Origin of the sequence: Metapseudomonas boanensis, from assembly GCF_042232855.1 — a bacterium.
Lineage (GTDB): Bacteria > Pseudomonadota > Gammaproteobacteria > Pseudomonadales > Pseudomonadaceae > Metapseudomonas > Metapseudomonas boanensis.
The window spans coordinates 262,600-286,722 of the sequence record NZ_CP113889.1 but is presented as its reverse complement, the minus strand read 5'-3'; the positions used below and the strand labels follow the sequence as shown (position 1 = coordinate 286,722).

The window sequence follows — 24,123 nt, the reverse complement described above, 5'->3', positions numbered from 1 at the left end:
GATGCATTTTCTGGAGGCACTATGATCGTTCGTCCCGTACGCAGCGCCGACTTACCGGCCCTGATCGACCTGGCGCGCAGCACCGGCGCAGGCCTGACCACGCTGCCGGCCAATGAGGAGCGCCTGTCGCACCGCGTCGGTTGGGCGGAAAAGGCATTCCGTGGCGAGGCGGAGCGCGCCGATGCGGATTACCTGTTCGTCCTCGAAGACGATGACGGCAAGGTGGTTGGCATTTCCGCCATCGCCGGCGCCGTAGGCCTGCGTGAGCCCTGGTACAACTACCGGGTTGGCCTGACCGTCAGTGCTTCCCAGGAGCTGCACATCCATCGGCAGATTCCGACCCTGTTCCTGGCTAACGACCTGACCGGTAACTCCGAGCTCTGCTCGCTGTTCCTGCATTCCGGCTACCGCAGTGGTCTCAATGGTCGCCTGCTGTCCAAGGCACGGTTCCTGTTCATCGCCGAGTTCCCCGAGTTGTTCGGCGACAAGGTAATCGCCGAAATGCGCGGCATGTCCGATGAGAAAGGCGTGTCGCCGTTCTGGGAGAGCCTCGGCCGACACTTCTTCAAGATGGAGTTTTCCCGCGCCGACTACCTGACTGGCGTCGGCAACAAGGCCTTCATCGCCGAACTGATGCCCAAGTTCCCGCTCTATACCTGCTTCCTCTCCGAGGACGCACGCAACACCATCGGCCGCGTGCACCCGAATACCGAACCGGCGCTGGCCATGCTCAAGGGCGAAGGCTTCAGCTACCAGGGCTATGTCGACATCTTCGACGCGGGTCCGGCCATCGAGTGCGAAACCGCGAAGATTCGGGCCGTACGTGACAGTCAGAGCCTGGTGCTGGCGGTCGGCACGCCGGGCGATGACGCGACGCCCTACCTGATCCACAACCGCAAGCGCGAAGACTGCCGCATCACCGCCGCGCCTGCTCGTCTGGCCGCGGGGACCCTGGTGGTCGATGCGCAGACCGCCAAACGCCTGAAACTCTCCGCCGGCGCCCAAGTGCGCGCCGTGCCGCTGTCGGCCAAGGAGTCCGTGAAATGAGTACCCATTACATCGCAGGCCGTTGGCTGGACGGCCAGGGCGAGACCTTCACTTCGCTGAATCCGGTGACCCAGGCGGTCGTCTGGTCCGGCGCTGGCGCCAGCGCAGAGCAGGTCGATGAAGCGGTCAAGGCCGCCCGCGCTGCTTTCCCGGCCTGGGCCCGTCGCCCGCTGGAAGAGCGCATCGCCATCCTCGAACAATTCGCCGTGACCCTGCGCAGCCATGCCGACGAACTGGCTCGTTGCATCGGCGAAGAGACCGGCAAGCCGCTGTGGGAGTCCGCCACCGAAGTGACCAGCATGGTCAACAAGGTCGCCATCTCCATCCAGAGCTACCGCGAGCGTACTGGTGAGAAAAGCGGACCGCTGGCCGACGCCATCGCCGTACTGCGCCACAAGCCGCACGGTGTCGTTGCGGTATTTGGTCCCTATAACTTCCCTGGCCACTTGCCTAATGGCCATATCGTTCCGGCGCTGTTGGCGGGCAACGCAGTCGTGTTCAAACCCAGTGAGCTGACACCCAAGGTCGCCGAGCTGACGGTCAAGTGCTGGATCGAAGCCGGTCTGCCGGCTGGCGTGCTCAACCTGCTGCAGGGGGCTCGTGAGACCGGCGTGGCCCTGGCTGGCAACCCGGGCATCGACGGCCTGTTCTTCACCGGTTCCAGTCGCACCGGCAACCTGCTGCATCAACAATTCGCCGGCCGCCCGGACAAGATCCTGGCGCTGGAGATGGGTGGCAACAACCCGCTGGTGGTCGACCAGGTGCAGGACGTCGACGCCGCCGTCTACACCATCATCCAGTCCGCCTTCATTTCCGCAGGCCAGCGCTGCACCTGTGCACGCCGCCTGCTGGTGCCGCAAGGCGCCTGGGGTGATGCCCTGCTGGCGCGCCTGGTGGCGGTGGCCGGCACCATCAAGGTCGGTGCCTTCGACGCCCAGCCGGCTCCCTTCATGGGTTCGGTGATTTCCCTGGCGGCGGCACAACACCTGATGCAGGCCCAGGAGCAACTGGTCACCAAGGGCGCCAAGGTGCTGCTGGCCATGACCCAGCCCCAGGCCAATGCCGCATTGCTCACCCCGGGCATCATCGACGTGACCAGCGTCGCCGATCGTCCGGACGAAGAATTCTTCGGCCCGCTACTGCAGGTTATCCGCTATGACGGTTTCGACGCCGCCATCGCCGAGGCCAATGCCACTCAGTACGGCCTTGCGGCCGGCCTGCTCTCCGATTCCAGCGAGCGCTACCAGCAGTTCCTGATCGAGAGCCGCGCTGGCATCGTCAACTGGAACAAGCAGCTCACCGGCGCCGCCAGCAGCGCGCCGTTCGGCGGCGTGGGCGCCTCTGGCAACCACCGCGCCAGCGCCTATTACGCCGCGGACTACTGCGCTTACCCAGTGGCCTCGCTGGAAAGTGAAACCCTTGCACTGCCTGCAACCCTTACTCCAGGAGTCAGCCTGTGAACGCCTATGAAGTAAACTTCGACGGACTGGTCGGCCCGACCCACAACTACGGTGGCTTGTCCTACGGTAACGTCGCCTCGCAGAGCAACAGCCAGACGGTTTCCAATCCGAAGGAAGCCGCGTTGCAGGGCCTGGGCAAGATGAAGGCGCTGATGGAAATGGGCTTCAAGCAGGGTGTATTTGCGCCGCAGGAGCGCCAGGACGTCGCCGCGTTGCGCAGCCTGGGCTTCGCCGGCACCGACGCCGAGGTGATCGCCCAGGCCGCCAAGGAAGCGATGCCACTGCTGGCTGCCTGCAGCTCGGCCTCCAGCATGTGGACTGCCAACTCCTGCACCGTCAGCCCCAGTGCCGACACCGCCGACGGTCGCGTGCACTTCACCGCCGCCAACCTGAACTGCAAGTTTCACCGTTCGATCGAACATCCGACCACCAGTCGCGTGCTGGGGGCCATGTTCGCCAATGACAAACACTTCGCCCATCATGCCGCCTTGCCGGCAGTGAGCCAGTTCGGTGACGAAGGCGCGGCCAACCACACGCGCTTCTGCAAGGGCTATGGCGAGGCCGGCGTAGAGTTCTTCGTGTTCGGCCGCAGCGCATTTGACAGCCGTTTCCCGGCACCACAACGCTACCCTGCACGGCAAACCCTGGAAGCTTGTCAGGCGGTTGCCCGCCTGCACGGCCTGGGTGAGCAGGGCGTGGTCTACGCCCAGCAGAATCCGTCGGTGATCGACCAGGGTGTGTTCCACAACGATGTGATTTCCGTGGGTAACGGCGAGGTGCTGTTCTACCACGAAGACGCCTTCCTCGAGACCGACAAGGTGCTGGCCGAGTTGGACACCAAGCTGGGTCGTCGTGGCGGCCGTTTCAATGCTGTCCGCGTGCCGCGCGATGCCGTGAGCGTCGAGGATGCCGTGCGCTCCTACCTCTTCAACAGCCAGTTGCTCAGCCGTGATGACGGCAGCATGCTGCTGATCGTGCCGGAAGAGTGCCGCAGCAATAGCAACGTGTGGAACTACCTGAGCCAGCTCACCGCCAGCAACGGACCGATCCGTGAAGTCAAGGTCTTCGATCTGAAGCAGAGCATGCAGAACGGCGGCGGCCCAGCCTGCCTGCGGCTGCGCGTGGCGCTGAAGGAAGATGAGCTGGCGGCAGTCAATCAGGGGGTGATCATGACGCCAGCGCTCTACACTACGTTGACGGCCTGGGTCGAAAAGCACTATCGCGATCGCCTGAGCGAGAGCGACCTGGCCGACCCGCAATTGCTCATTGAGTGCCGGACGGCATTGGATGAACTGACGCAGATCCTTAAACTGGGCGCGGTTTATCCGTTTCAACTGACATAAGCGGCAAGCTGCAAGCCTCGAGTACGAGCTTGTCGCTTGCAGCGAACAACCTGGAGTTTTTCCCCCATGTCCGATGCCCTGCAACTCATCCTCGAAGATACCGACGGTACCCAGCTCGAAACCTCCTGCACCCGGTTCGCCGTCGTCTGGCAGGGCAGGGAGGTCTGGATTCAGCAGGCCGGAAATGGTCAGCTGCTGATCGGCGTAGATGTGGAGGAGGGCGACACCGAGTACGCCAACCTGTTGCTGCGCCCGTTGGCCACCAATCTGGTCAGCCTGCAGCTGGAAATGGAAGCGGCCGATGCTGACGATGACGACGACCATGTCCATGGTCCGGACTGCGATCACGATCATTGAGGTAACAGGATGCTATCCCTCGGTAAATTGCTCGAATTGACCCTGGCCGGCCGTGAGCCGACCGAGAAGATCCAGCTGACTTCCGGGGGCGTGCGTCTGCACTGGCTGGGCGAGGGCGCGCTCGACGTGACCCCGCCCGCCGCCGACGACAGCGGCTTCGACCTGTTGCTGTCGGCCGGGGTGCACGGTAACGAGACGGCGCCGATCGAGTTGCTCGATCGTCTGATCCAGGGCATCGCCCGTGGGCATCTCAAGCCCCGCGCGCGGATTCTCTTCCTGCTCGGTAATCCCGAGGCGATCCGCCGGGGCGAACGCTTTGTGGAGCAGGACATCAATCGCCTGTTCAACGGACGCCACGGCGAGTCCAGCGGTTTCGAGGCCATGCGTGCAGCCGAGCTGGAACGTTACGCCGCCGCCTTCTTTACCAAGCCCGAGCGCTCGCGCCTGCATTACGATCTGCATACTGCGATCCGCGCTTCGAAGATCGAACAATTCGCGCTCTATCCTTACGTCGAAGGACGAAAACACTCCCGCCAGGAACTGGCTCGACTGCGCGCTGCCGGGATCGACGCGGTGCTGCTGCAGAACAAGACCGGCATCACTTTCAGCTCGTATACCTATGCGCAACTTGGCGCCGAGGCGTTCACCCTGGAGCTGGGCAAAGCGCGGCCGTTCGGCAGCAATGCCGAAGTCAACCTCGATCGCCTCGAGGAGCGGTTGCACAGCCTGATCGAGGGACGTGAGCCCGAGTTCGACGGCGATCGACTGGATGGCCTGCAGCTGTTCTCGGTCGCACGCGAGATCATCAAACACAGCGAATCCTTCCTGCTGCATCTGGCGCCGGATATCGAAAACTTCAGCGAGCTGCCGGTCGGCTACCTGCTCGCCGAAGATATTGCCGGCACCCGCTGGGTAGTAGAGGAGGAGGGTGCACGTATCATCTTCCCCAATCCCAAAGTCAAGAACGGCCTGAGGGCCGGCATCCTCGTGGTCCCCGCTGAGGTCTGACGCCCTCCAAACCTGTTCTTATCTGTACCTGTACCCATGGGGCCCGGGGCCTTAGGATCAGGCTCTTAGCCCATCCAAGGAGCCCGGCATGAGCCTGATCGACCTGCGCAGCGACACCGTCACCCAACCCACCGCCGGCATGCGTGAAGCCATGCTGCGTGCCGACCTGGGCGACGACGTGTACGGCGAGGACCCCACCGTCAATCGCCTGGAGGCGAGCCTCGCCGAACGTCTAGGCTTCGAAGCCGCTTTGTTCGTGCCGACCGGCACCATGAGCAACCTGCTGGGCTTGATGGCGCACTGTGAGCGCGGGGACGAGTACATCGTCGGCCAGCAGGCGCACACCTATAAATACGAAGGTGGTGGCGCGGCGGTACTCGGCTCGGTCCAGCCGCAACCCATCGATGGTGAGGTGGATGGCAGCCTGGATCTGGGCAAAGTGGAGGCTGCCATCAAGCAGGATGACTTCCACTTCGCCCGCACCCGTCTGCTGGCGCTGGAAAACACCATGCAGGGCAAGGTGCTGCCGATGGCTTACTTGGCAGCTGCTCGCGAGCTGACCCACCGCCGCGGTCTGGCGCTTCATCTGGATGGCGCCCGCCTCTATAACGCAGCAGTGAAGCTGGGCGTGGACGCCGGCGAGATCGCGCGTCACTTCGATTCGGTCTCGGTGTGCCTGTCCAAAGGTCTGGGGGCCCCAGTTGGTTCGGTGCTCTGCGGAAACCGGGCGTTGATCGCCAAGGCGCGTCGTCTACGCAAGATGGTCGGCGGTGGCATGCGCCAGGCCGGGGTGCTTGCTGCCGCGGGGCTTTATGCGCTGGACCACCAGGTCGAGCGTCTGGCCGAAGACCATGCCAACGCCGAGCGACTGGGCGCCGGCTTACAGGCGATCGGCTTTGTCGTCGAGCCTGTGCAGACCAACATGGTTTACGTGCAGGCCGGCGATCGGGCGCAGGAACTGGCGGTTGTCCTGGCAGAGCGTGGCATCCGCGTCAGCCCAGCGCCTCGGTTGCGTCTGGTCACCCACCTCGATGTGGGGGCTACCGATATCCCACGGATAATCGAGGCTTTCGCCGCCTTCCCCCGCGCCTGATTCGCCAGGGCGGTCAAATAGGCGGAATCTATCGCACAAAGGCACTATCCCAACGGCGCGGGGCCGATATAATGCGGCCCTTTGCCGGCGATTCGTACGTCAGTCGAAAGACTGCTGCGAGCCTTGCGAGCAATGTAGGGAACGGGCGCGAAGTTCAGGGTTATCACCGGTAACTCGACCTCATCTGTGCTCTTCCTGCGTTCTCGCTTTCGCTGATAACGATTTGCACCCGCCTTCGTGGCCGCAGTTTCCGTGGAAGAACCTATGAAAAGCGCAGAAATCCGTGAAGCCTTCCTCAGCTTCTTCGAAGAGAAGGGGCATACCCGAGTCGCCTCCAGCTCCCTGATCCCGGGCAACGACCCGACCCTGCTGTTCACCAACGCGGGGATGAACCAGTTCAAGGACTGCTTCCTGGGCTTGGAAAAGCGCGCCTACACTCGCGCCACCACCAGTCAGAAATGCGTGCGCGCCGGCGGCAAGCACAACGACCTCGAAAACGTCGGCTATACCGCCCGTCACCACACGTTCTTCGAAATGCTGGGCAACTTCAGCTTCGGCGACTACTTCAAGCGCGATGCGATTCACTACGCTTGGGAATTCCTAACTGGCGACAAGTGGCTGAAGCTGCCGAAGGACAAACTTTGGGTCACCGTCTACGCCAGCGATGACGAGGCCTACGATATCTGGACCCAGGAAGTCGGAATTCCCCACGAGCGCATGGTGCGTATCGGAGACAATAAGGGCGCGCCCTATGCGTCGGACAATTTCTGGGCCATGGGCGATACCGGCCCGTGCGGCCCTTGCACCGAGATCTTCTATGACCACGGTCCGGACATCTGGGGCGGCCCGCCCGGGTCCCCGGAAGAAGACGGTGACCGTTACATCGAGATCTGGAACAACGTCTTCATGCAGTTCAATCGCACGGCCGACGGTGTGATGCACCCGCTGCCGGCACCAAGCGTGGACACCGGCATGGGCCTGGAGCGTATCAGCGCCGTGCTGCAGCATGTCCACTCGAACTACGAGATCGACCTGTTCCAGAGCCTGCTGAAGGCCTCTGCCGAAGCCATCGGCTGCACCAACGACGATGCGCCATCGCTGAAAGTGGTGGCCGACCACATCCGCTCCTGCAGCTTCCTGGTTGCCGACGGCGTGCTGCCGTCCAATGAGGGCCGTGGCTATGTACTGCGCCGAATCATCCGTCGCGCCTGTCGCCACGGTAACAAGCTGGGTGCCAAGGGCAGCTTCTTCCACAAGATCGTTGCTGCCCTGGTGGCCGAGATGGGCGAGGCGTTCCCCGAGCTCAAACAGCAGCAGGCGCACATTGAGCGTGTGCTGAAGACCGAAGAAGAACAGTTTGCCAAGACCCTGGAGCAAGGTCTGAAGATCCTCGAACAGGATCTGGTTGGCCTCAAGGGCAAGATGATCCCCGGCGAAACCCTGTTCAAGCTGTATGACACCTATGGTTTTCCCGTCGACCTGACTGGCGACATCGCTCGTGAACGCGGCCTGACCATCGACGAGGCTGGCTTTGAGCGCGAGATGGAAGGCCAGCGTGAGCGCGCCCGCGCCTCCAGCGCCTTTGGTATGGACTACAACGCCCTGGTCAAGGTGGACGCCGACACCAATTTCACCGGCTATGTCTGCACTTCCGGCGAAGGTAAGGTCATCGCCCTGTTCAAGGACGGCCAGGCCGTCGAGCAACTGGGCGAAGGCGAGGAGGGCGTTCTGGTGCTCGACCGCACTCCGTTCTACGCCGAGTCCGGCGGGCAGGTCGGTGACTGCGGCTTCATTGCTTCGGCAGACCTGCGTTTCGACGTGCGTGACACCACCAAGGCCGGCGGAGCCTTCCTTCATCATGGGGTGGTCGACAGCGGCACGCTGCGTGTCGGTGCCAGTGTTACGGCCCAGGTCGATGCAACCGTGCGCCAGGCCACCGCCCTGAACCACTCGGCCACCCACCTGCTGCACGCCGCCCTGCGTCGCGTGCTGGGTGATCACGTACAACAGAAAGGTTCGCTGGTGGATAGCCAGCGCCTGCGCTTCGACTTCAGCCACTTCGAGGCGATCAAGCCCGAGCAGCTGAAAGCCCTGGAAGACATCGTCAATGCCGAGATCCGCAAGAACAGCGAAGTCGAGACAGAGGAAACCGATATCGACACCGCCAAGGCCAAGGGCGCCATGGCGCTGTTCGGTGAGAAGTACGGCGAGCAGGTTCGTGTGCTGAGCATGGGCGGCGACTTCTCCGTCGAACTCTGCGGCGGTACCCACGTCTCCCGCACCGGCGATATCGGCCTGTTCAAGATTGTCAGCGAAGGCGGCGTTGCCGCTGGCGTGCGCCGCATCGAGGCGGTAACCGGCTCGGCGGCCCTGGTCTACCTGAATGGCGCCGAGGAGCAACTCAAGGAAGCGGCGGCGCTGGTCAAAGGCAGTCGCGACAACCTGCTGGACAAGTTGTCCGGCCTGCTGGAACGCAACCGTCAGCTGGAGAAAGAGCTGGAGCAGCTGAAGGCCAAGGCGGCCAGCGCTGCCGGCGACGATCTGGCGTCTTCCGCCATCGAAGTGAAAGGCGTGAAGGTCCTGGCCGCCCGTCTCGACGGCCTGGATGGTGATGCGCTGCTGGCACTCGTCGACCAACTGAAGAACAAGCTCGGCCGCGCAGTGATCCTGCTCGGCGGTGCGCTGGAGGGCAAGGTGACACTGGTCGCTGGCGTCACCCAGGACCTGACCGGCCAACTCAAAGCCGGCGATCTGATGAAGCAGGCTGCGGCAGCGGTCGGCGGTAAGGGCGGTGGTCGCCCGGATATGGCCCGTGGCGGCGGCACCGACGCCGCAGCCCTGGAGCAGGCCCTGGCACTTACCGTACCGTTCGTCGAAAAAGGGATCTGAGCAACCGCTCAGGGAACCCTGGTCAAGGCCCATCCCACGCCCGGCGGGCCTTGGCAGTGCTTTGCGTTGATTGTTTAATGGGCGCCCTTCACGGGATTAGGCGGCTTTTGAAATGGCTTTGATCGTACAGAAGTTTGGGGGGACCTCGGTCGGCACTGTCGAGCGCATCGAGCAGGTGGCCGAGAAGGTGAAAAAGTTCCGCGAAGGCGGTGATGACATCGTGGTCGTGGTTTCTGCCATGAGTGGCGAAACCAACCGTCTGATCGATCTGGCCAAACAGATCAGCGACACGCCGGTTCCGCGCGAACTGGACGTGATGGTCTCCACCGGCGAGCAAGTAACCATCGCGCTGTTGTCCATGGCGCTGATCAAGCGCGGTGTGCCGGCCGTTTCCTACACCGGCAACCAGGTGCGCATCCTCACCGACAGCGCGCACAACAAGGCCCGCATCCTGCAGATCGATGACCAGAAGATTCGCGCTGACCTCAAGGCCGGTCGTGTCGTCGTGGTCGCGGGTTTCCAGGGCGTGGACGAGCACGGCAACATCACCACCCTGGGGCGTGGCGGTTCCGACACCACCGGCGTGGCCCTGGCGGCAGCATTGAAGGCTGATGAGTGCCAGATCTACACCGATGTAGATGGCGTCTACACCACCGACCCGCGCGTCGTGCCGCAGGCTCAGCGTCTGGACAAGATCACCTTCGAGGAAATGCTGGAAATGGCCAGCCTCGGCTCCAAGGTGCTGCAAATCCGCTCGGTTGAGTTCGCCGGCAAGTACAACGTTCCGCTGCGCGTGCTGCACAGCTTCCAGGAGGGTCCTGGCACCCTCATTACCCTTGATGAAGAGGAATCCATGGAACAGCCGATCATCTCCGGCATCGCCTTCAATCGCGACGAAGCCAAGCTGACCATCCGTGGTGTACCGGATACCCCCGGCGTGGCTTTCAAGATCCTTGGTCCGATCAGCGCTGCCAACATCGAAGTGGACATGATCGTGCAGAACGTGTCGCACGATAACACCACCGATTTCACCTTCACCGTACACCGCAATGACTACCAGAACGCTCTGCGCGTGCTGGAGCAGACTGCTAGCGAAATCGGTGCTCGCGAAGTGGTTGGCGACACCAATATCGCCAAGGTTTCCATCGTCGGCGTTGGCATGCGTTCCCACGCAGGTGTCGCCAGCCGCATGTTCGAAGCACTGGCCAAGGAAAGCATCAACATCCAGATGATCTCCACCTCGGAAATCAAAGTGTCCGTGGTCATTGAGGAGAAATACCTGGAGCTGGCGGTACGCGCTCTGCACACCGCTTTCGAGTTGGACGCTCCGGCCCGACAGGGCGAGTAAGACGTTCAACAAAAGGCGCGGCTCACCCCGCGCCTTTGTCGTTTTTGGCTGCTACGGTGGAACTTTCCTTTTGCCGGGGCTGGTCAATACTTGGGTGAAGGCCTCGACACTTGATTTTGCCTGAGGCTGCAACCATTTCTTTTTTGCAGACTGTTGTCCCGAACTGAATCCGTAAGGAGAAAGGAATGCTGATTCTGACTCGCCGGGTCGGAGAGACCCTGATGGTGGGTGACGATGTCACTGTGACCGTACTAGGTGTCAAAGGTAACCAGGTGCGCATTGGCGTGAATGCCCCGAAGGAGGTGGCCGTGCACCGTGAGGAAATCTACCAACGCATACAAAAAGAAAAGGACCAAGAACCAAGCCACTAATTTTTCTGCAATTTTTGGCTTTGCAAACGGGGAAAACATGGTTATCATGCGCCCCGTGTTGCGGAGAGGTGGCCGAGTGGCCGAAGGCGCTCCCCTGCTAAGGGAGTACACCTCAAAAGGGTGTCGGGGGTTCGAATCCCCCCTTCTCCGCCATATTTAGTGTTCTAGGGATGGTTGGCGCTAAATCGATAAGTTATTGAAACTTCTCGAGAAAGTAGTTGACTGATGCAAGAATATCCCTATAATGCGCGCCCACAACGCACTCATAGCTCAGCTGGATAGAGTACCCGGCTACGAACCGGGCGGTCGGAGGTTCGAATCCTCCTGAGTGCGCCATATTCAAGATGTACCAGCCGAAGGTTGGTGGTCCTGAAGTAACCAGCGGTGATCTGGTATAAAAACACCACAACGCACTCATAGCTCAGCTGGATAGAGTACCCGGCTACGAACCGGGCGGTCGGAGGTTCGAATCCTCCTGAGTGCGCCATACAGAAAGGGCCTGCAGAAATGCAGGCCCTTTTTATTTGTCTGTTCAGCGCCCTCCTTTCACGCAGCCCGCTTCGTCGAAGCTCACTTGGTGGCTCGCGCCTTTGCGTGGCTGGTAGTGGTAGCGCAGCTGCCCGTTGCGACTGCTGATCTTGTCTGGCTTGCCCAGCGCGCTCTCGACGTCCGAGCGAGTCATGCCGGCTCGCGCTTGGCGTTTGATAATCGCCTGGCGACGTTCAGTCGGAGTTATCAGGTTCCCGCACACGACATCCTGTTCGCCGACTACGACGATTTCGCGGCTCATTTCCTCTGGGGCTGACGGTGCCCTCGGAAGGAGGGCTGAGCTCGGTTCTCCTGAGACGCGGTGTCCTTGGATGAAGTTGGAGGCGCCGAGACGATGTTCGTGGGCCTCGCTATCTGCCGGGCAGCCGAGATGGGTGAACGTTGTCGTGCCTTCAGTATCGATGCAGCGATACAGCGGGCCCGCTTGGACGGGGCTGCTGAGGTGTAGGGACAGAGCGCAGAGCAGCGCTAGCGATCGTTGCTTCATTAGCCTTCTCCTTGGCAATGGCCCATCAGGGTAATGCTCCGGGAGTGCTTCGCGGGGGTGTCCTACAAGGTCTCTTCGGCGTCGTAGCTGTGTTGATGACAATCTCAGCTTTACGATGCAAGCGATTGTTCTGTCCGGTTTTTGTAACGCGAAAGCATTTCGGCGGTGCTATCATTGCGCGGTCAGCCCCGCCGGGGCTTTCGGACAACCATCATGGACTTACCCAGTAGTTACTCAGAATCTCGATTGCACAATCGCGTTTTGACTGTTTGACCCCTCTTGGCGTGCTCTGCCACTGGGGGTGGAGCGCGCTATATGACTGAAGTAGAAGCCAAGAAGCCGCAAGAAAGCCTGCAGGATCGCCTTGCTCAGGTGATCGAGCTCTTGCATCGCCACAAGCTGGTCGAGGACCTGACCCATCGTCAGGAAGGCCAGCACCACGACCTCGTCGAAAACCTCGTCCACCGGCAGAACCTTGCCGAGCTGCAGCGCAAGCTGGACGAGCTGCACCCGGCCGACATCGCCCACATCCTTGAGGCCCTGCCGCTGGATGACCGCCTGATGGTCTGGCAGCTGGTAAAGGCGGAGCGTGACGGCGACATTCTCCTTGAGGTTTCGGACGCCGTCCGTGAATCGCTGATCGCCAACATGGACGATCACGAACTGCTCGCCGCAGCCAAGGAGATGGACGCCGACGAACTCGCGGACCTGGCGCCTGAGCTGCCGCGGGATGTGGTCCACGAACTGATGGAATCGCTCGACGCGCAGCAGCGCGAGCGTGTGCGTTCCGTCCTGTCCTACGAAGAGGATCAGGTCGGCGCTCTGATGGACTTCGAGATGGTTACCATCCGCGATGATGTGACTCTCGAAGTGGTATTGCGCTACCTGCGCAGGCTCAAGGAGCTGCCGGGGCACACCGACAAGCTGTTCGTGGTCGACTACGACGGCATCCTTAAAGGTGTGCTGCCGATCAAGCGTCTGCTGGTCAATGATCCAGACAAGCAAGTGGCCGAGGTCATGGCGACCGATCCGGTGAGTTTCCACCCGGATGAGGATGCCTACGATGCGGCCCAGGCGTTCGAGCGTTACGATCTGATTTCGGCGCCGGTGGTCGACAAGAACGGCAAGCTGATCGGCCGTCTGACCATCGACGAGATGGTCGATCTGATCCGCGAGGAAAGCGAGAGCGAAGTCCTCAACATGGCCGGTTTGCGTGAAGAGGAAGATATCTTCGCGTCTGTCTGGAAATCGGTGGGCAACCGCTGGGCTTGGCTGGCGGTCAATCTGGTAACGGCCTTCATTGCCTCGCGGGTGATCGGCCTGTTCGAAGGGTCGATCGAGAAGCTGGTCGCCCTTGCGGCGCTAATGCCTATTGTTGCCGGCATTGGTGGCAACTCCGGAAACCAGACGATCACCATGATCGTTCGCGCGATGGCCCTGGATCAGGTTGGGACCGGCAATACGTCACGACTGGTTCGCAAGGAGCTGGGCGTCGCCTTGATCAACGGCCTCCTCTGGGGAGGGGTGATTGGTCTGGTGGCCTACTACCTTTATGGCAGTTGGTCACTGGGGGTGGTGATGACCGGTGCCATGACCTTGAACCTGCTTCTGGCTGCGTTGATGGGGGTGCTGATTCCGATGACGCTGGTGCGCATGGGGCGAGATCCAGCCATGGGCTCCAGCGTGATGATCACGGCCATGACCGACAGTGGTGGATTCTTTATCTTCCTCGGCCTCGCCACGCTATTCCTGCTCTGATTGGACATCGCCATGAGAAAAGCCGCCTGAAGGCGGCTTTCTTGTTTGTGCGGTCCTGCCGATACTTTTCGCGGGCATGAAAAAACCGGCACGAGCCGGCTTCTTCACACGATGCCGGGCTTCAGGACTCTTCGGCCGCCAGCTCTGCGTCGTGCGCGATCAGCGCAACCAGTGCATTTTGCTGGCGCCGTGACAATTGCCGGAAGCGTTGTAGCAGTTCGCGCTCATGCAGGGTCAGTTCAGGGCTGTCCAATCGCATGGATACGCCCTCATCAAGAGCGCCTTCCTGAAGCATGCTCTGCTCCAGGCGAGCGATGATCTCGGAGTTCATGCTTCGATGATGGTTGCGTGCGACGAGGGCGATGCGTTCGCGCATGCCTTCGGGCAGGCGGACGACGAATTTGTCTGCCGTACGACTGGAATAAATAGCCTGTTTCATAGGGCGCATACATTCAACCGGTTAGTTCAGGAAAGCGGTGCTGGCAATGAGCCGCAAGATTGTCACCGGTTTGACTGTCTTGGGCGGCAATTGTTCAACCAGTTCCGCGATTCGAATCGGTATGACCGATGGGGTCGTAAACGGTTCCTTGACGTCAATTTGGCGTCGAATTGTGCTTGGAATAGCGGCGTTTCGCCAGCACCAATTCTCAAAATTGCGAGTGGATGAACGAAGGCGTTCGAATGCTTCCTTGCGCTGCAGCCACCTAATGGTCTGGGCTGCAGTCTGTTTGGTGAGACGTGGGCCTTGCTTGTCCATCGGTAGCGGCAAATTGACATTTAATAGCCATTATTGTGAATGATAGCCGCAGAAATGAGCCGACGCCTTCGCACGCAAGGTCTGACAAATTTTTGCGATGGGTGTTCAGTCTTGCTTCGCCTGGAGCCATACTTTTTTAATTTCCTGTCCCTAGCCCGCGTGGTAGCTGGTGATGGAACGAGGCAAGGCGAATGAACCACTCCCGGGAATGATGATGAACGGCAGGATGATCTACCTGATAGGCCCCTCCGGTTCCGGCAAGGACAGTCTGCTGGACTCCGCGCGTGATGCCCTTGCGGCGCAAGGCTGCCGGATTGCAAGACGGGTGATTACCCGTTCGGCCGAAGCGCAGAGCGAGGCCGCCGAGGTGGTGGACGCGGACACCTTTGCCCGGCTCGAAGCGGAAGGTGCTTTTGCCATGAATTGGTACGCCAATGGCCTGTCGTACGGCATCCCCAAGGTGGTCGATGAATGGCTGTCAGCAGGCGACGATGTGCTGGTGAACGGCTCTCGTGGCTACCTTCCGGAAGCGCGTCGGCGCTACCCGGACATGTTGGCGGTGCTATTGACGGTGGACGACCACGTTCTGCGTCAGCGTCTGCATGCCCGCGGTCGCGAGTCGGCGGAGGAAATCGAGGCGCGCCTGGCGCGCAATGCCGGGTTCGCCGAAACCCTCATGGCCGGCGAAAGTGAAGGGCTATGCCTGCTGGACAACGCGGGGACCCTTGCGCAGACCCGTGAGCGCCTGCTCAAGCTTATTGCCGAGCACCGGCTCCCCGACTGAGGCTCAGTCCAGGGGCAATTCCGTGGTGCGCTTGACCTCGCTCATGGCGATGTTCGAGTGCGCCTCCTGCACATGCGGCCGTTGCAGCAACTGGTCGCGCAGGAAGCGCTCATAGCTGCCGATATCCCGCGCCACCACCTTGAGCAGGTAATCCGAACCTCCCGCCATGGTGTAGCACTCCAGCACCTCCGGATAACCGACGATGGCCTCCTCGAACTCGGTCAGGTTGTTGCGGCCGTGGGCGGAGAGCTTGATGTTGACGAATACCGTGATCGAAAAACCCAGGCGCTTGGGATTCAGCAGGGCGACCTTGCGTTCGATCAGCCCCTCTTCCTGCATGCGATGAATGCGGCGCCAGCAGGGTGATTGGGACAGCTCGACCTTCTCCGCCACTTCGGCAGCCGAGAGGTCGGCATTGTGTTGCAGTAGCCGGAGAATCTTGCGATCGATGGGGCTCAGTGGGTTTTGCATGAATCAGTCCGAAATCTTGTTCTTGTTGGAAGAGTCATGCGCAATAGTGGCGTTCAGGCTCGAAAATAGAAAGAAAAAATCGGTACCGTCCAGTCATATTCTTGCCCATGCGCCGACGGCAGCGATCCTGCCCTAGGCTGAATGAAAAGATGGCAATGACTCTTGCCATCTAGGTCGCCATAAAAACAACAGGAGCGCCCGCATGTCTCTGGCCGAGATCCGCCTGGATGACAAATACCGACTCGCAACCGGTCACCTCTATCTCACCGGCACCCAGGCTCTGACCCGCCTGCCGATGCTGCAGAAGCAACGCGACAAGGCCCACGGGCTGAATACCGCCTGCTTCATCTCCGGCTACCGGGGCTCGCCGCTTGGCAACCTCGACAAGAGCCTTTGGGAGGCTAAGACCTTCCTCAAGGAAAACCACATCCATTTCCAGCCCGGCGTGAATGAAGAGTTGGCCGCGACTGCCGTGTGGGGCAGCCAGCAGACCAGCCTGTTCCCCGGTGCGCGTTATGACGGTGTGTTTTCCATGTGGTACGGGAAGGGGCCAGGGGTCGATCGCTGTGGTGACGTGTTCAAGCATGGCAACTCCGCGGGTGTGTCCCCGCATGGTGGTGTCCTGCTGCTGGCCGGTGACGACCACGGCTGCAAGTCCTCGAGTATCGCGAACCAGAGCGAGCACGCCTTTATCGCGGCTTCCATTCCGGTGCTGAATCCGGCCAACGTCCAGGAAATCCTCGACTACGGCATCATCGGCTGGGAGCTGTCGCGTTACAGCGGTTGCTGGGTGGCGCTCAAGACCATCGCCGAGAACGTCGACTCGTCGGCCGTGGTGGAGGTCGACCCACTGCGGGTCGACGTGAAAATCCCGGAAGACTTTGTCCTGCCGGAAGACGGCGTGCACATCCGCTGGCCGGATCCGCCCCTGGCGCAGGAAAAGCGCCTGAACATGTTCAAGATCTATGCGGCTCGTGCCTTTGCCCGCGCCAACAACCTCAACCAGGTGACGCTGGATTCGCCCAACCCGCGCTTGGGCATCATCACCACCGGCAAGTCCTACCTCGATGTACGCCAGGCCCTCAACGACCTGGGTCTGGACGAGGAGCTGTGCGCCAAGGTCGGACTGCGCGTGCTCAAGGTCGGCATGAGCTGGCCGCTGGAACCTGTTTCCGTGCACGAGTTCGCCCAAGGCCTGGACGAAATACTGGTCGTCGAAGAGAAGCGCAGCATCATCGAAGACCAACTGACCGGCCAACTCTACAACTGGCCGGTGGACAAGCGTCCGCGTGTGGTTGGCGAGTTCGATGAGCAGGGCGTTTCCCTGCTGCCCAACCTCAGCGAGCTGACCCCGGCGATGATCGCCCGCGCCATCGCCAAGCGCCTTGCGCCGATCTACTCCAGTGAGCAGATCGAATCGCGCCTGGCCTTCCTCGCTGCCAAGGAAAAGGCCCTGGCCGAGCCCAAGCACACGACCGTGCGCACCCCGCACTTCTGCTCCGGCTGCCCGCACAACACGTCCACCAAACTGCCCGAAGGCAGCCGCGCCCAGGGTGGCATCGGTTGCCACTACATGACCCAGTGGATGGACCGCAACACCGACACCTTCACCCAGATGGGCGGGGAGGGCGCTACCTGGATCGGCCAGGCGCCCTTCACCGAAACACCGCACATCTTCCAGAACCTTGGTGACGGCACCTACTTCCACTCTGGCCAGCTTGCCCTGCGTGCCGCCGTGGCGGCCGGGGTCAACATCACCTACAAGATTCTCTACAACGACGCAGTGGCCATGACTGGCGGCCAGCCCATCGACGGCGAACTGCGCGTCGACCAGCTCAGCCAGCAGGTGTTCGCCGAAGGCGTGAAGCGCATCGCGCTGGTGTCCGACGAGCCGGAGAAGTACCCGAATCGCGCCACCTTCGCGCCCATCGTCACCTTCCACCACCGCCGCGAACTGGATGCGGTACAGCGCGAGCTGCGCGAGTTCAAGGGTGTGTCGGTCATCATCTACGACCAGACCTGCGCCACCGAGAAGCGTCGTCGGCGCAAGCGTGGCAAGCTGGTCGACCCGCAGAAACGCGCCTTCATCAACCCCGCAGTGTGCGAGGGCTGTGGCGATTGCAGCGTTAAATCCAACTGCCTGTCGGTGCTGCCGCTGGAAACCGAGCTGGGGCGCAAGCGCCAGATCGACCAGAACGCCTGCAACAAGGATTTCTCCTGCGTCGAAGGCTTCTGCCCGAGCTTCGTCACCGTGCACGGCGGCAGCCTGCGCAAGCCGGAAGCGGTGGGCGCCAAAGCGCTCTTCGTGGCGCTGCCGGAACCGCGGCAGCCGAGCCTGGCTCGCCCCTGGAACATCCTCCTCCCAGGTGTTGGCGGTAGTGGCGTGACCACAGTCGGCGCATTGCTTGGCATGGCCGCGCACATCGAAGGCAAGGGCTGCACCGTCCTCGACCAGGCAGGCCTGGCGCAGAAGTTTGGCCCGGTGATCACCCACATCCGCATCGCCGCCAAGCAGGACGACATCTATGCCGTGCGCATCGCCGCCGGCGAGACCGACCTGCTGCTGGGTTGCGACCTGGTGGTCTCGGCCAGCGAAGAGGCCCTGGCCAAGCTCAACGAGCGCATCGCCCATGCGGTGATCAACAGCCACGAGGCGGCGACTGCCGAGTTCACCCGCAACCCCGACGCCCAGGTGCCGGGTGCGGCCATGCGCGAAGCGCTGGTGGAAGCGGTCGGCGAGGCCAAGACCCACTTCGTCGATGCCACCCGCCTGGCAACCCGCCTGCTTGGCGACAGCATTGCCACCAACCTGTTCATGCTGGGTTATGCCTACCAGAAGGGCCTGGTGCCGGTCTCGGCCGAAGCCATCGATAAGGCCATCGAGCTGAACGGCGTGGCCGTGCAACTCAACCAGCAGGCCTTCCTCTGGGGCCGCCGCGCCGCCCATGACCCGGCGGCCGTGGAAAAACTGGCCAAGCCGCAGGAAGTGGACGCGCCCAAGTGCGAAACCCTGGAGGAAATCGTCCAGTACCGTGCCGATCACCTGCGTGCCTACCAGAACGCCGAATACGCAGAGCGTTACCGCGCCCTGGTGGAGCGGGTGCGCCAGGCCGACATGGCTGACGACAAGGCACTGACCCGCGCCGTGGCTCGCTATTACGCCAAGCTGCTGGCCTACAAGGACGAGTACGAAGTGGCCCGTCTCTACAGCGACGGCAACTTCCGCAAACAACTGGAGGCCCAGTTCCAGGGCGACTACCACCTGGAATTCCACCTGGCGCCATCCTGGTTGGCCAAGCCCGATCCGGTCACTGGCGAGCCGCGCAAGCGCCGCTTCGGCCCCTGGATGCTCAAAGCCTTCGGCGTACTGGCCGGCTTCAAGTTTCTGCGCGGCACTGCCTTCGACGTCTTCGGCTACAGCGCCGAGCGCAGGCTGGAGCGCGAGCTGATTGCCCAGTACGAAGCCAATATCGACCTGCTGATCAAAGAGTTGAAGCCCGGCAACTATGCCGCGGCCAAGGCCCTGGCCGAGCTGCCGGAGCAGATCCGCGGCTATGGGCCGGTCAAGGAGCGCGCCCTGGTCAAGGTACGCGAGCAGGAGAGGCAACTGCGCGCACGCCTCACTGCCAGCGAGATCCAGGTGCTGCACCTGTTCGACCCGGCCGCCTGAAGGTAACCCCTCTCCCTCCGGGAGAGGGGTGGGGTGAGGGATGTTCTGGCCTCCTGGCGCATCCCTCATCCATCGCTTCGGGTCACCTTCTCCCAGCGGGAGAAGGAAACTTATTTCCCCTCCGTAAGTAACAACAAATCCGAGGAACTCCCATGTCCGTTTTTACCCACGTCGAATTCGATCATCACGAACAAGTAGTTTTCGGCCACGACAAGGCTTCCGGCCTCAAGGCGATCATCGCGATCCACAACAGCAACCTCGGTCCGGCCCTCGGTGGCTGCCGCATGTGGCCCTATGCCAACGACGAACAAGCCCTGCGCGATGTGCTGCGTCTGTCCCGCGGCATGACCTACAAATCAGCCCTGGCCAATCTGCCACTGGGCGGTGGCAAGGCCGTGATCATCGGCGATCCGCATACCGGCAAGAGCGAGGCGTTGTTCCAGGCCATGGGGGATTTCGTCGATAGCCTGGGGGGCCGCTACATCACCGCCGCCGACTCCGGTACCGGCGTTACCGAAATGCGGATCATGGCCGAGCGCAGCCGCCATGTGGCGGGCGCTGGCACTCGTGAAGCCCTGGGGGGCGGCACCCGCGACGGCGACCCTTCGCCGTCCACTGCCTATGGCGTATTCGTCGGCATCCAGGTGGCGGCCAAACACCGTCTGGGACGTGATGACCTCAAAGGTCTCAAGGTTGCGATCCAGGGCGTCGGCCAAGTCGGTTTCAGCCTTGCCCGGCACCTGAAGGAAGCCGGCGCGCAACTCTGGGTCTGCGACATCCATGAGGCCAACGCCCGCCGTGCCGCCGAGCAACTGGGGGCCCAGGTGGTCGGGCAGAATGACATCTACGGCCTGGGGGTCGATGTATTCGCCCCGTGTGCGATGGGCGGCATCATCAACCTGCAAACCCTCGAGGCACTGCGCGCCCCCATCATCGCCGGCGCCGCCAATAACCAACTGGCCGATGCAGGCCTGGCTGAAGACCTACGCCGTCGCGACTGCCTCTATGCACCGGACTACGCCATCAACGCCGGCGGCATCATCGACGTCTGGTACGAGCGCAGCAATGGCAGCGCCGAAGCCTTGAAGGCTCATGTTGAAGGCATTGGCGAGACGTTGCGCCAGATCTTCGTTCGCGCTGACCAGGAAGGACGAACCACCACGGCTGTCGCCGACCGCCTGGCCGAGGAGCGTTTCGGCCTCGCGAACTGAATTCGGAGGAATTACTGCTCCCGCCCTGAGGGCGGGGCAGGGGATGGATAGCTCGTACCAATCAATACAACAACAAGACGGTATGCCTCATGACTCAAGAAAGCATTGCCGCCGGCAGCCTTGCCGGTGATGCCCAAATCAGCACCGGTGCGCGCGGTCAATGGTCGTCGCGCTGGGTATTCTTCCTGGCCGCCACCGGCTCGGCCGTGGGCTTGGGAAACATCTGGAAGTTCCCCTATATCACCGGCGAAAACGGAGGCGGCGCCTTCGTCATGGTTTACCTGGCCTGCATCCTGGTCATCGGCATTCCCCTGCTCATGCTGGAAGTGATGATCGGTCGCCGTGGTCGCGCCAATCCCGAGGGCGCCATCGGCGTGGTCGCGGCGCAGGCCGGTGCCAGCCGCCACTGGCGGGCGCTTGGGACTATGGCGGTGCTGACCGGCTTCCTGATCCTGAGCTTCTATACCCTGATCGCCGGATGGGCCGTGGCCTATGTGCCGGATGCGCTGCTCGGCAGATTCGCCGGGCTGACCGGCGAAAGCAGTTCTGCGCTGTTCGGGGCATTGCTGGCCGATCCGCTCAAGTTGATTGCCTATGGCACCTTGGTGCTGCTGGCAACCTTGCTCATCGTCGCGTTCGGTGTGCACAAGGGGCTGGAACGGTCGCTGCGCTTCCTCATGCCCGGCCTGTTCATACTGCTGCTGGTGCTGGTCGGCTATGCGGCTACTACCGGACATTTCGCTGCTGCCGTGCACTTCCTGTTCGATGTCGACTTCAGCAAGCTGACCGGGCAGAGCGTGCTGGTGGCCCTAGGCCATTCGTTCTTCACGCTCAGCCTGGCCAGCGGCGCCATGATGGTCTATGGCTCCTATTTGCCAGCAGGAACCTCCATCGCCAAGACCTCCATCATGGTTGCGGTGGCCGACACTGCGGTGGCATTGCTGGCGGGACTGGCAATATTTCCGCTGGTTTTTGCCAACGGACTGGAGCCAGGTTCCGGCCCGGGGCTGATCTTCGTGACCTTGCCCATCGCATTCGGGCAGATGCCGCTGGGGGCGCTGGTGGGGGCCTTGTTCTTCGTCATGCTGGCAATCGCCGCACTGACTTCGGCGATCTCCCTGAGTGAACCTACCATCGCCTGGCTTACCGAGCGGTTTGGCCTCAGCCGACTCAAGGCAGTCCTACTCAGCGGTGTCGCCCTTTGGATACTAGGCCTGGGCTCGGTGTTTTCGTTCAACCACTGGGCTGAGTTCACCGTTTTTGGCAAGAACTTCTTCGATGCCCTGGACTACTTGACTGCCAACCTGATGATGCCCATCGGTGGACTGCTTACTGTGCTCTTCTGCGGTTGGTCGCTGCGACAGGCAACCGTCAGAGAGGGGCTTGGAGTTGGCAGCGCAGGCCTGTTCAGGCTGTGGTGGCTGATCGTACGTTTCGTCACTCCTCTGGGAATAGCGATCGTCTTCCTGCGCAGCCTGGAACTGCTGTAATAACCGCTCGGCCAGGCGCAGGATCGAGCCTGGCCCTGGTGGTCCCGGTGACCTTGGTGGCTGGCGCTTTGCTGGGGCTCCAAAACCAGTGACTGGCTACGCTGTAGCGGCTGACAAATCTGTCGAACGTCGCTAACATGCCGCCCGTCCCTCGGATCTCGCTTAGCCCTGGCGAGCCCGCCGCGTCCCAGTAGCTCAATTGGATAGAGCATCCCCCTCCTAAGGGGAAGGTTGGTGGTTCGAACCCACTCTGGGACGCCATATATCCCACGGCTTACAGCCATTCACTGCAGATCAAGCCCTTCTCCGTGGGTGCATGGTGGGTGCAAAAGGTTTTGATGTCTGCCTGAGATCACCACTTCTCCGCTGGTTCCCGGAGCTCCGCCTAAATAAATCCGTGTGCGCTCCCTTTTTCGCGGGGCCGCATAACGATGGCGGACCTTCCAGCCCCCCTCTCCCACCGTTAGTCCCCCCCCGCTCTACTCCTCGCTTGAAACCGCGGCGAGTCGATCTACCGTCTACGTGGAACCGCATGGAAGCGCCTGTCTCTGGAGGTAGCACATGCAAAGCTCTGCGAGGTTGACCCGCCTCATTCAAAAGGGGATCGAGGTAATCAAGAAAGGGCCGGCGCGGCTCGACTTCAAGGTCTGGACCGGATTCGCTTTGACCTCCGCGGGAATTCTGCTGGCCGCTCAGATGGTTCGATCCAACTCGGAGGTCGTCCTGACCCCGTTGGAGCAACTTGGCAAGAAACTGTTCTTCGACAACATCTCGCAGCCGGCGAAATCGCAGTCTTGCTCCACCTGCCACCTGCCCGATGCCGGGTGGACCGGAGGCGTTGCCGGCGTCAACTTGCATGGGTCCGTCTTTCGCGGCGCCGATCGGCATACCTTCGGGAACCGCAAACCACCGAGTTCGGCTTACGCGACGTTCAGCCCGCTGTTCCAGCTGGCGAATCCGGCCACCGGGAGGTTCGTCGGTGGTAACTTCTGGGACGGCCGCGCGACGGGCGAGTTGCTCGGAAACCCGGCCGCTGACCAGGCGCTAGCCCCTTTCCTCAACCCTGTTGAGCAGAATAACCCGACCCGCGAGGCCGTCTGCGAGCAAGTCGCCAGGTCGCAATACGTCGCGCTGTTCGAGCAGGTCTGGGGGGCGGGTTCGCTCGACTGCAGTACTGGCGGGATCGAAGGGACCTACGCCCGGATCGGCCTATCCATCGCCGCATACGAAGGCTCACGGGAGGTCAGCCCCTTCAGCTCGAAGTTCGATGCATACTTCACGGCGTGCCTCGAAGCTGGCAACGCTTTCGCCGCTTGTGGGCGTCCAGCGGAGGGCGACAGGAGCGTTCTGGACCCGAGGGGAATCCTCACCGACAAGGAGTTCCACGGGCTCACCAAGTTCGGACAACACTGCTCGGCCTGTCACGTGAGCCATATCCCGGGGCCCAACGGAGAGCCACCGCTTTTCACCAGCTTCGGCTTCGCGAACATCGGCACGCCGAGGAACCCGGAAAACCCGTTCTACGACATGGACACGGTGTTTCTGGACGATGGGACGCCCATCAATCCACTTGGCGATGACTTTGTCGACTTGGGCTTGGGCGACTTCCTGCGCACCCGGCCGGAGTGGGCTCACCTGGCTGAGGCAAACGACGGGAAGTTCAAGTTTCCGACTGTGAGAAACGTTGATCAACGCCCCGGCGTCGGGTTTCCGAAGGCCTACATGCACAACGGTGCTCTCCGGACGCTCGAAGACGTAGTCCACTTCTACAACACTCGGGACATTCCGTCCGAAAACTGGCCGCCACCCGAGGTGCCCCAGAATGTCACGCGAGGAAATTTCGGCGGCGTCCCCTTGGGCAACCTTCAGCTCGACAAAGAGGATGAGGACGCCATCGTTGCTTTCCTCAAGACCCTGTCGGACGGCTTCGTCAAGGGGGACACCCAATAGCGGGCCCTTCGTCAAGACCGAAACCATGCATGCCCTGCCGTTGCTTGTCGGCAGGGCTTGTTCGTTTCCAAACCTGATTG

Annotated in this window: 18 protein-coding genes and 4 tRNA genes; 19 read left to right on the top strand and 3 right to left on the bottom strand. The window is 61.8% G+C overall.

Features of this window, described 5'->3' with window-relative positions; all coding sequences use genetic code 11:
• The first annotated feature begins 21 nt into the window (after positions 1-21).
• The 12 genes from astA (at position 22) to OXH74_RS01285 (ending at position 11,403) form a co-directional block, all read left to right on the top strand.
• Entirely contained in the window at positions 22-1,047 is a 1,026-nt protein-coding gene (astA, locus tag OXH74_RS01340; protein WP_375739755.1) for an arginine N-succinyltransferase, read from the top strand.
• Entirely contained in the window at positions 1,044-2,507 is a 1,464-nt protein-coding gene (astD, locus tag OXH74_RS01335; protein ID WP_375739754.1) for a succinylglutamate-semialdehyde dehydrogenase, read from the top strand. The genes astA and astD overlap by 4 nt, the downstream gene beginning before the upstream one ends.
• Positions 2,504-3,850: an N-succinylarginine dihydrolase gene (gene astB, locus OXH74_RS01330; RefSeq protein WP_375739753.1), complete on the top strand. Its 1,347-nt coding sequence runs from the start codon at positions 2,504-2,506 to the stop codon at positions 3,848-3,850. The genes astD and astB overlap by 4 nt, the downstream gene beginning before the upstream one ends.
• A gap of 66 nt (positions 3,851-3,916) precedes the next feature.
• On the top strand, positions 3,917-4,207 hold the full coding sequence (locus OXH74_RS01325; RefSeq protein WP_215374200.1) for a topoisomerase II: 291 nt from the start codon (positions 3,917-3,919) through the stop codon (positions 4,205-4,207).
• 9 nt (positions 4,208-4,216) lie between these two features.
• Positions 4,217-5,215, top strand: a complete 999-nt coding sequence (astE, locus tag OXH74_RS01320) for a succinylglutamate desuccinylase (protein ID WP_215374197.1) — start codon at positions 4,217-4,219, stop codon at positions 5,213-5,215.
• Between the two features lie 88 nt (positions 5,216-5,303).
• On the top strand, positions 5,304-6,308 hold the full coding sequence (gene ltaE, locus OXH74_RS01315) for a low-specificity L-threonine aldolase (RefSeq protein WP_375739752.1): 1,005 nt from the start codon (positions 5,304-5,306) through the stop codon (positions 6,306-6,308).
• Positions 6,309-6,572: 264 nt separating this feature from the next.
• Positions 6,573-9,197 (top strand): alanine--tRNA ligase, encoded by a 2,625-nt coding sequence (alaS, locus tag OXH74_RS01310; protein WP_375739751.1) that lies wholly within the window; start codon positions 6,573-6,575, stop codon positions 9,195-9,197.
• A gap of 112 nt (positions 9,198-9,309) precedes the next feature.
• Positions 9,310-10,545 (top strand): aspartate kinase, encoded by a 1,236-nt coding sequence (locus OXH74_RS01305; protein WP_215374189.1) that lies wholly within the window; start codon positions 9,310-9,312, stop codon positions 10,543-10,545.
• A gap of 185 nt (positions 10,546-10,730) precedes the next feature.
• Entirely contained in the window at positions 10,731-10,916 is a 186-nt protein-coding gene (csrA, locus tag OXH74_RS01300; protein ID WP_003283978.1) for a carbon storage regulator CsrA, read from the top strand.
• Between the two features lie 62 nt (positions 10,917-10,978).
• A tRNA-Ser gene (locus OXH74_RS01295) sits at positions 10,979-11,069 on the top strand.
• A gap of 106 nt (positions 11,070-11,175) precedes the next feature.
• Positions 11,176-11,252 (top strand) — tRNA-Arg (locus tag OXH74_RS01290).
• 74 nt (positions 11,253-11,326) lie between these two features.
• Positions 11,327-11,403: transfer RNA gene (locus OXH74_RS01285), tRNA-Arg, on the top strand.
• A 45-nt stretch (positions 11,404-11,448) separates the two neighbouring features.
• On the opposite strand, the gene OXH74_RS01280 is transcribed toward OXH74_RS01285, so the two are convergent.
• Complete coding sequence (locus OXH74_RS01280; RefSeq protein ID WP_375739750.1) at positions 11,449-11,706, bottom strand: hypothetical protein; 258 nt, start codon at positions 11,704-11,706, stop codon at positions 11,449-11,451.
• A 561-nt stretch (positions 11,707-12,267) separates the two neighbouring features.
• Here OXH74_RS01280 and mgtE point away from each other — a divergent pair.
• On the top strand, positions 12,268-13,710 hold the full coding sequence (gene mgtE, locus OXH74_RS01275) for a magnesium transporter (protein ID WP_215374183.1): 1,443 nt from the start codon (positions 12,268-12,270) through the stop codon (positions 13,708-13,710).
• Positions 13,711-13,831: 121 nt separating this feature from the next.
• Here mgtE and OXH74_RS01270 read toward each other — a convergent pair whose 3' ends face one another.
• On the bottom strand, positions 13,832-14,158 hold the full coding sequence (locus OXH74_RS01270; RefSeq protein WP_375739749.1) for an Arc family DNA-binding protein: 327 nt from the start codon (positions 14,156-14,158) through the stop codon (positions 13,832-13,834).
• Positions 14,159-14,681: 523 nt separating this feature from the next.
• On the opposite strand from OXH74_RS01270, the gene phnN reads away from it, so the two are divergent.
• Complete coding sequence (gene phnN, locus OXH74_RS01265; protein ID WP_375741697.1) at positions 14,682-15,251, top strand: phosphonate metabolism protein/1,5-bisphosphokinase (PRPP-forming) PhnN; 570 nt, start codon at positions 14,682-14,684, stop codon at positions 15,249-15,251.
• 3 nt (positions 15,252-15,254) lie between these two features.
• Here the strand turns inward: phnN and OXH74_RS01260 are convergent, their stop codons facing one another.
• A complete protein-coding gene (locus OXH74_RS01260) occupies positions 15,255-15,722 on the bottom strand; it encodes an Lrp/AsnC family transcriptional regulator (protein WP_215374175.1) in 468 nt (155 codons plus the stop codon).
• A gap of 202 nt (positions 15,723-15,924) precedes the next feature.
• On the opposite strand from OXH74_RS01260, the gene OXH74_RS01255 reads away from it, so the two are divergent.
• From OXH74_RS01255 to OXH74_RS01235, 5 genes are all read left to right on the top strand, one after another.
• Positions 15,925-19,392, top strand: a complete 3,468-nt coding sequence (locus OXH74_RS01255) for an indolepyruvate ferredoxin oxidoreductase family protein (RefSeq protein WP_375739748.1) — start codon at positions 15,925-15,927, stop codon at positions 19,390-19,392.
• Between the two features lie 152 nt (positions 19,393-19,544).
• Positions 19,545-20,603 carry a Glu/Leu/Phe/Val dehydrogenase dimerization domain-containing protein gene (locus OXH74_RS01250; protein WP_215374170.1) on the top strand — a complete coding sequence of 353 codons (1,059 nt, stop codon included), beginning with the start codon at positions 19,545-19,547 and terminating at the stop codon, positions 20,601-20,603.
• Positions 20,604-20,692: 89 nt separating this feature from the next.
• On the top strand, positions 20,693-22,093 hold the full coding sequence (locus OXH74_RS01245) for a sodium-dependent transporter (protein WP_375739747.1): 1,401 nt from the start codon (positions 20,693-20,695) through the stop codon (positions 22,091-22,093).
• A 184-nt stretch (positions 22,094-22,277) separates the two neighbouring features.
• Positions 22,278-22,354, top strand: a tRNA-Arg gene (locus OXH74_RS01240).
• A 300-nt stretch (positions 22,355-22,654) separates the two neighbouring features.
• Positions 22,655-24,043, top strand: coding sequence for a cytochrome-c peroxidase (locus OXH74_RS01235; RefSeq protein WP_375739746.1), 1,389 nt, complete (start codon positions 22,655-22,657; stop codon positions 24,041-24,043).
• Positions 24,044-24,123 lie beyond the last annotated feature (80 nt).

Excerpts from the sequence above, each read along its gene's own strand:
- ltaE (WP_375739752.1), top strand. The coding sequence starts at position 5,304 with ATGAGCCTGATCGACCTGCGCAGCGACACCGTCACCCAACCCACCGCC.
- OXH74_RS01255 (WP_375739748.1), top strand. The coding sequence starts at position 15,925 with ATGTCTCTGGCCGAGATCCGCCTGGATGACAAATACCGACTCGCAACC.
- OXH74_RS01260 (WP_215374175.1), bottom strand. The coding sequence starts at position 15,722 with ATGCAAAACCCACTGAGCCCCATCGATCGCAAGATTCTCCGGCTACTG.
- OXH74_RS01270 (WP_375739749.1), bottom strand. The coding sequence starts at position 14,158 with ATGCGCCCTATGAAACAGGCTATTTATTCCAGTCGTACGGCAGACAAA.
- astE (WP_215374197.1), top strand. The coding sequence starts at position 4,217 with ATGCTATCCCTCGGTAAATTGCTCGAATTGACCCTGGCCGGCCGTGAG.
- astD (WP_375739754.1), top strand. The coding sequence starts at position 1,044 with ATGAGTACCCATTACATCGCAGGCCGTTGGCTGGACGGCCAGGGCGAG.
- OXH74_RS01235 (WP_375739746.1), top strand. The coding sequence starts at position 22,655 with ATGCAAAGCTCTGCGAGGTTGACCCGCCTCATTCAAAAGGGGATCGAG.
- phnN (WP_375741697.1), top strand. The coding sequence starts at position 14,682 with ATGAACGGCAGGATGATCTACCTGATAGGCCCCTCCGGTTCCGGCAAG.
- csrA (WP_003283978.1), top strand. The coding sequence starts at position 10,731 with ATGCTGATTCTGACTCGCCGGGTCGGAGAGACCCTGATGGTGGGTGAC.
- mgtE (WP_215374183.1), top strand. The coding sequence starts at position 12,268 with ATGACTGAAGTAGAAGCCAAGAAGCCGCAAGAAAGCCTGCAGGATCGC.
- OXH74_RS01245 (WP_375739747.1), top strand. The coding sequence starts at position 20,693 with ATGACTCAAGAAAGCATTGCCGCCGGCAGCCTTGCCGGTGATGCCCAA.
- alaS (WP_375739751.1), top strand. The coding sequence starts at position 6,573 with ATGAAAAGCGCAGAAATCCGTGAAGCCTTCCTCAGCTTCTTCGAAGAG.
- OXH74_RS01250 (WP_215374170.1), top strand. The coding sequence starts at position 19,545 with ATGTCCGTTTTTACCCACGTCGAATTCGATCATCACGAACAAGTAGTT.
- astA (WP_375739755.1), top strand. The coding sequence starts at position 22 with ATGATCGTTCGTCCCGTACGCAGCGCCGACTTACCGGCCCTGATCGAC.
- OXH74_RS01325 (WP_215374200.1), top strand. The coding sequence starts at position 3,917 with ATGTCCGATGCCCTGCAACTCATCCTCGAAGATACCGACGGTACCCAG.
- OXH74_RS01280 (WP_375739750.1), bottom strand. The coding sequence starts at position 11,706 with ATGAGCCGCGAAATCGTCGTAGTCGGCGAACAGGATGTCGTGTGCGGG.
- OXH74_RS01305 (WP_215374189.1), top strand. The coding sequence starts at position 9,310 with ATGGCTTTGATCGTACAGAAGTTTGGGGGGACCTCGGTCGGCACTGTC.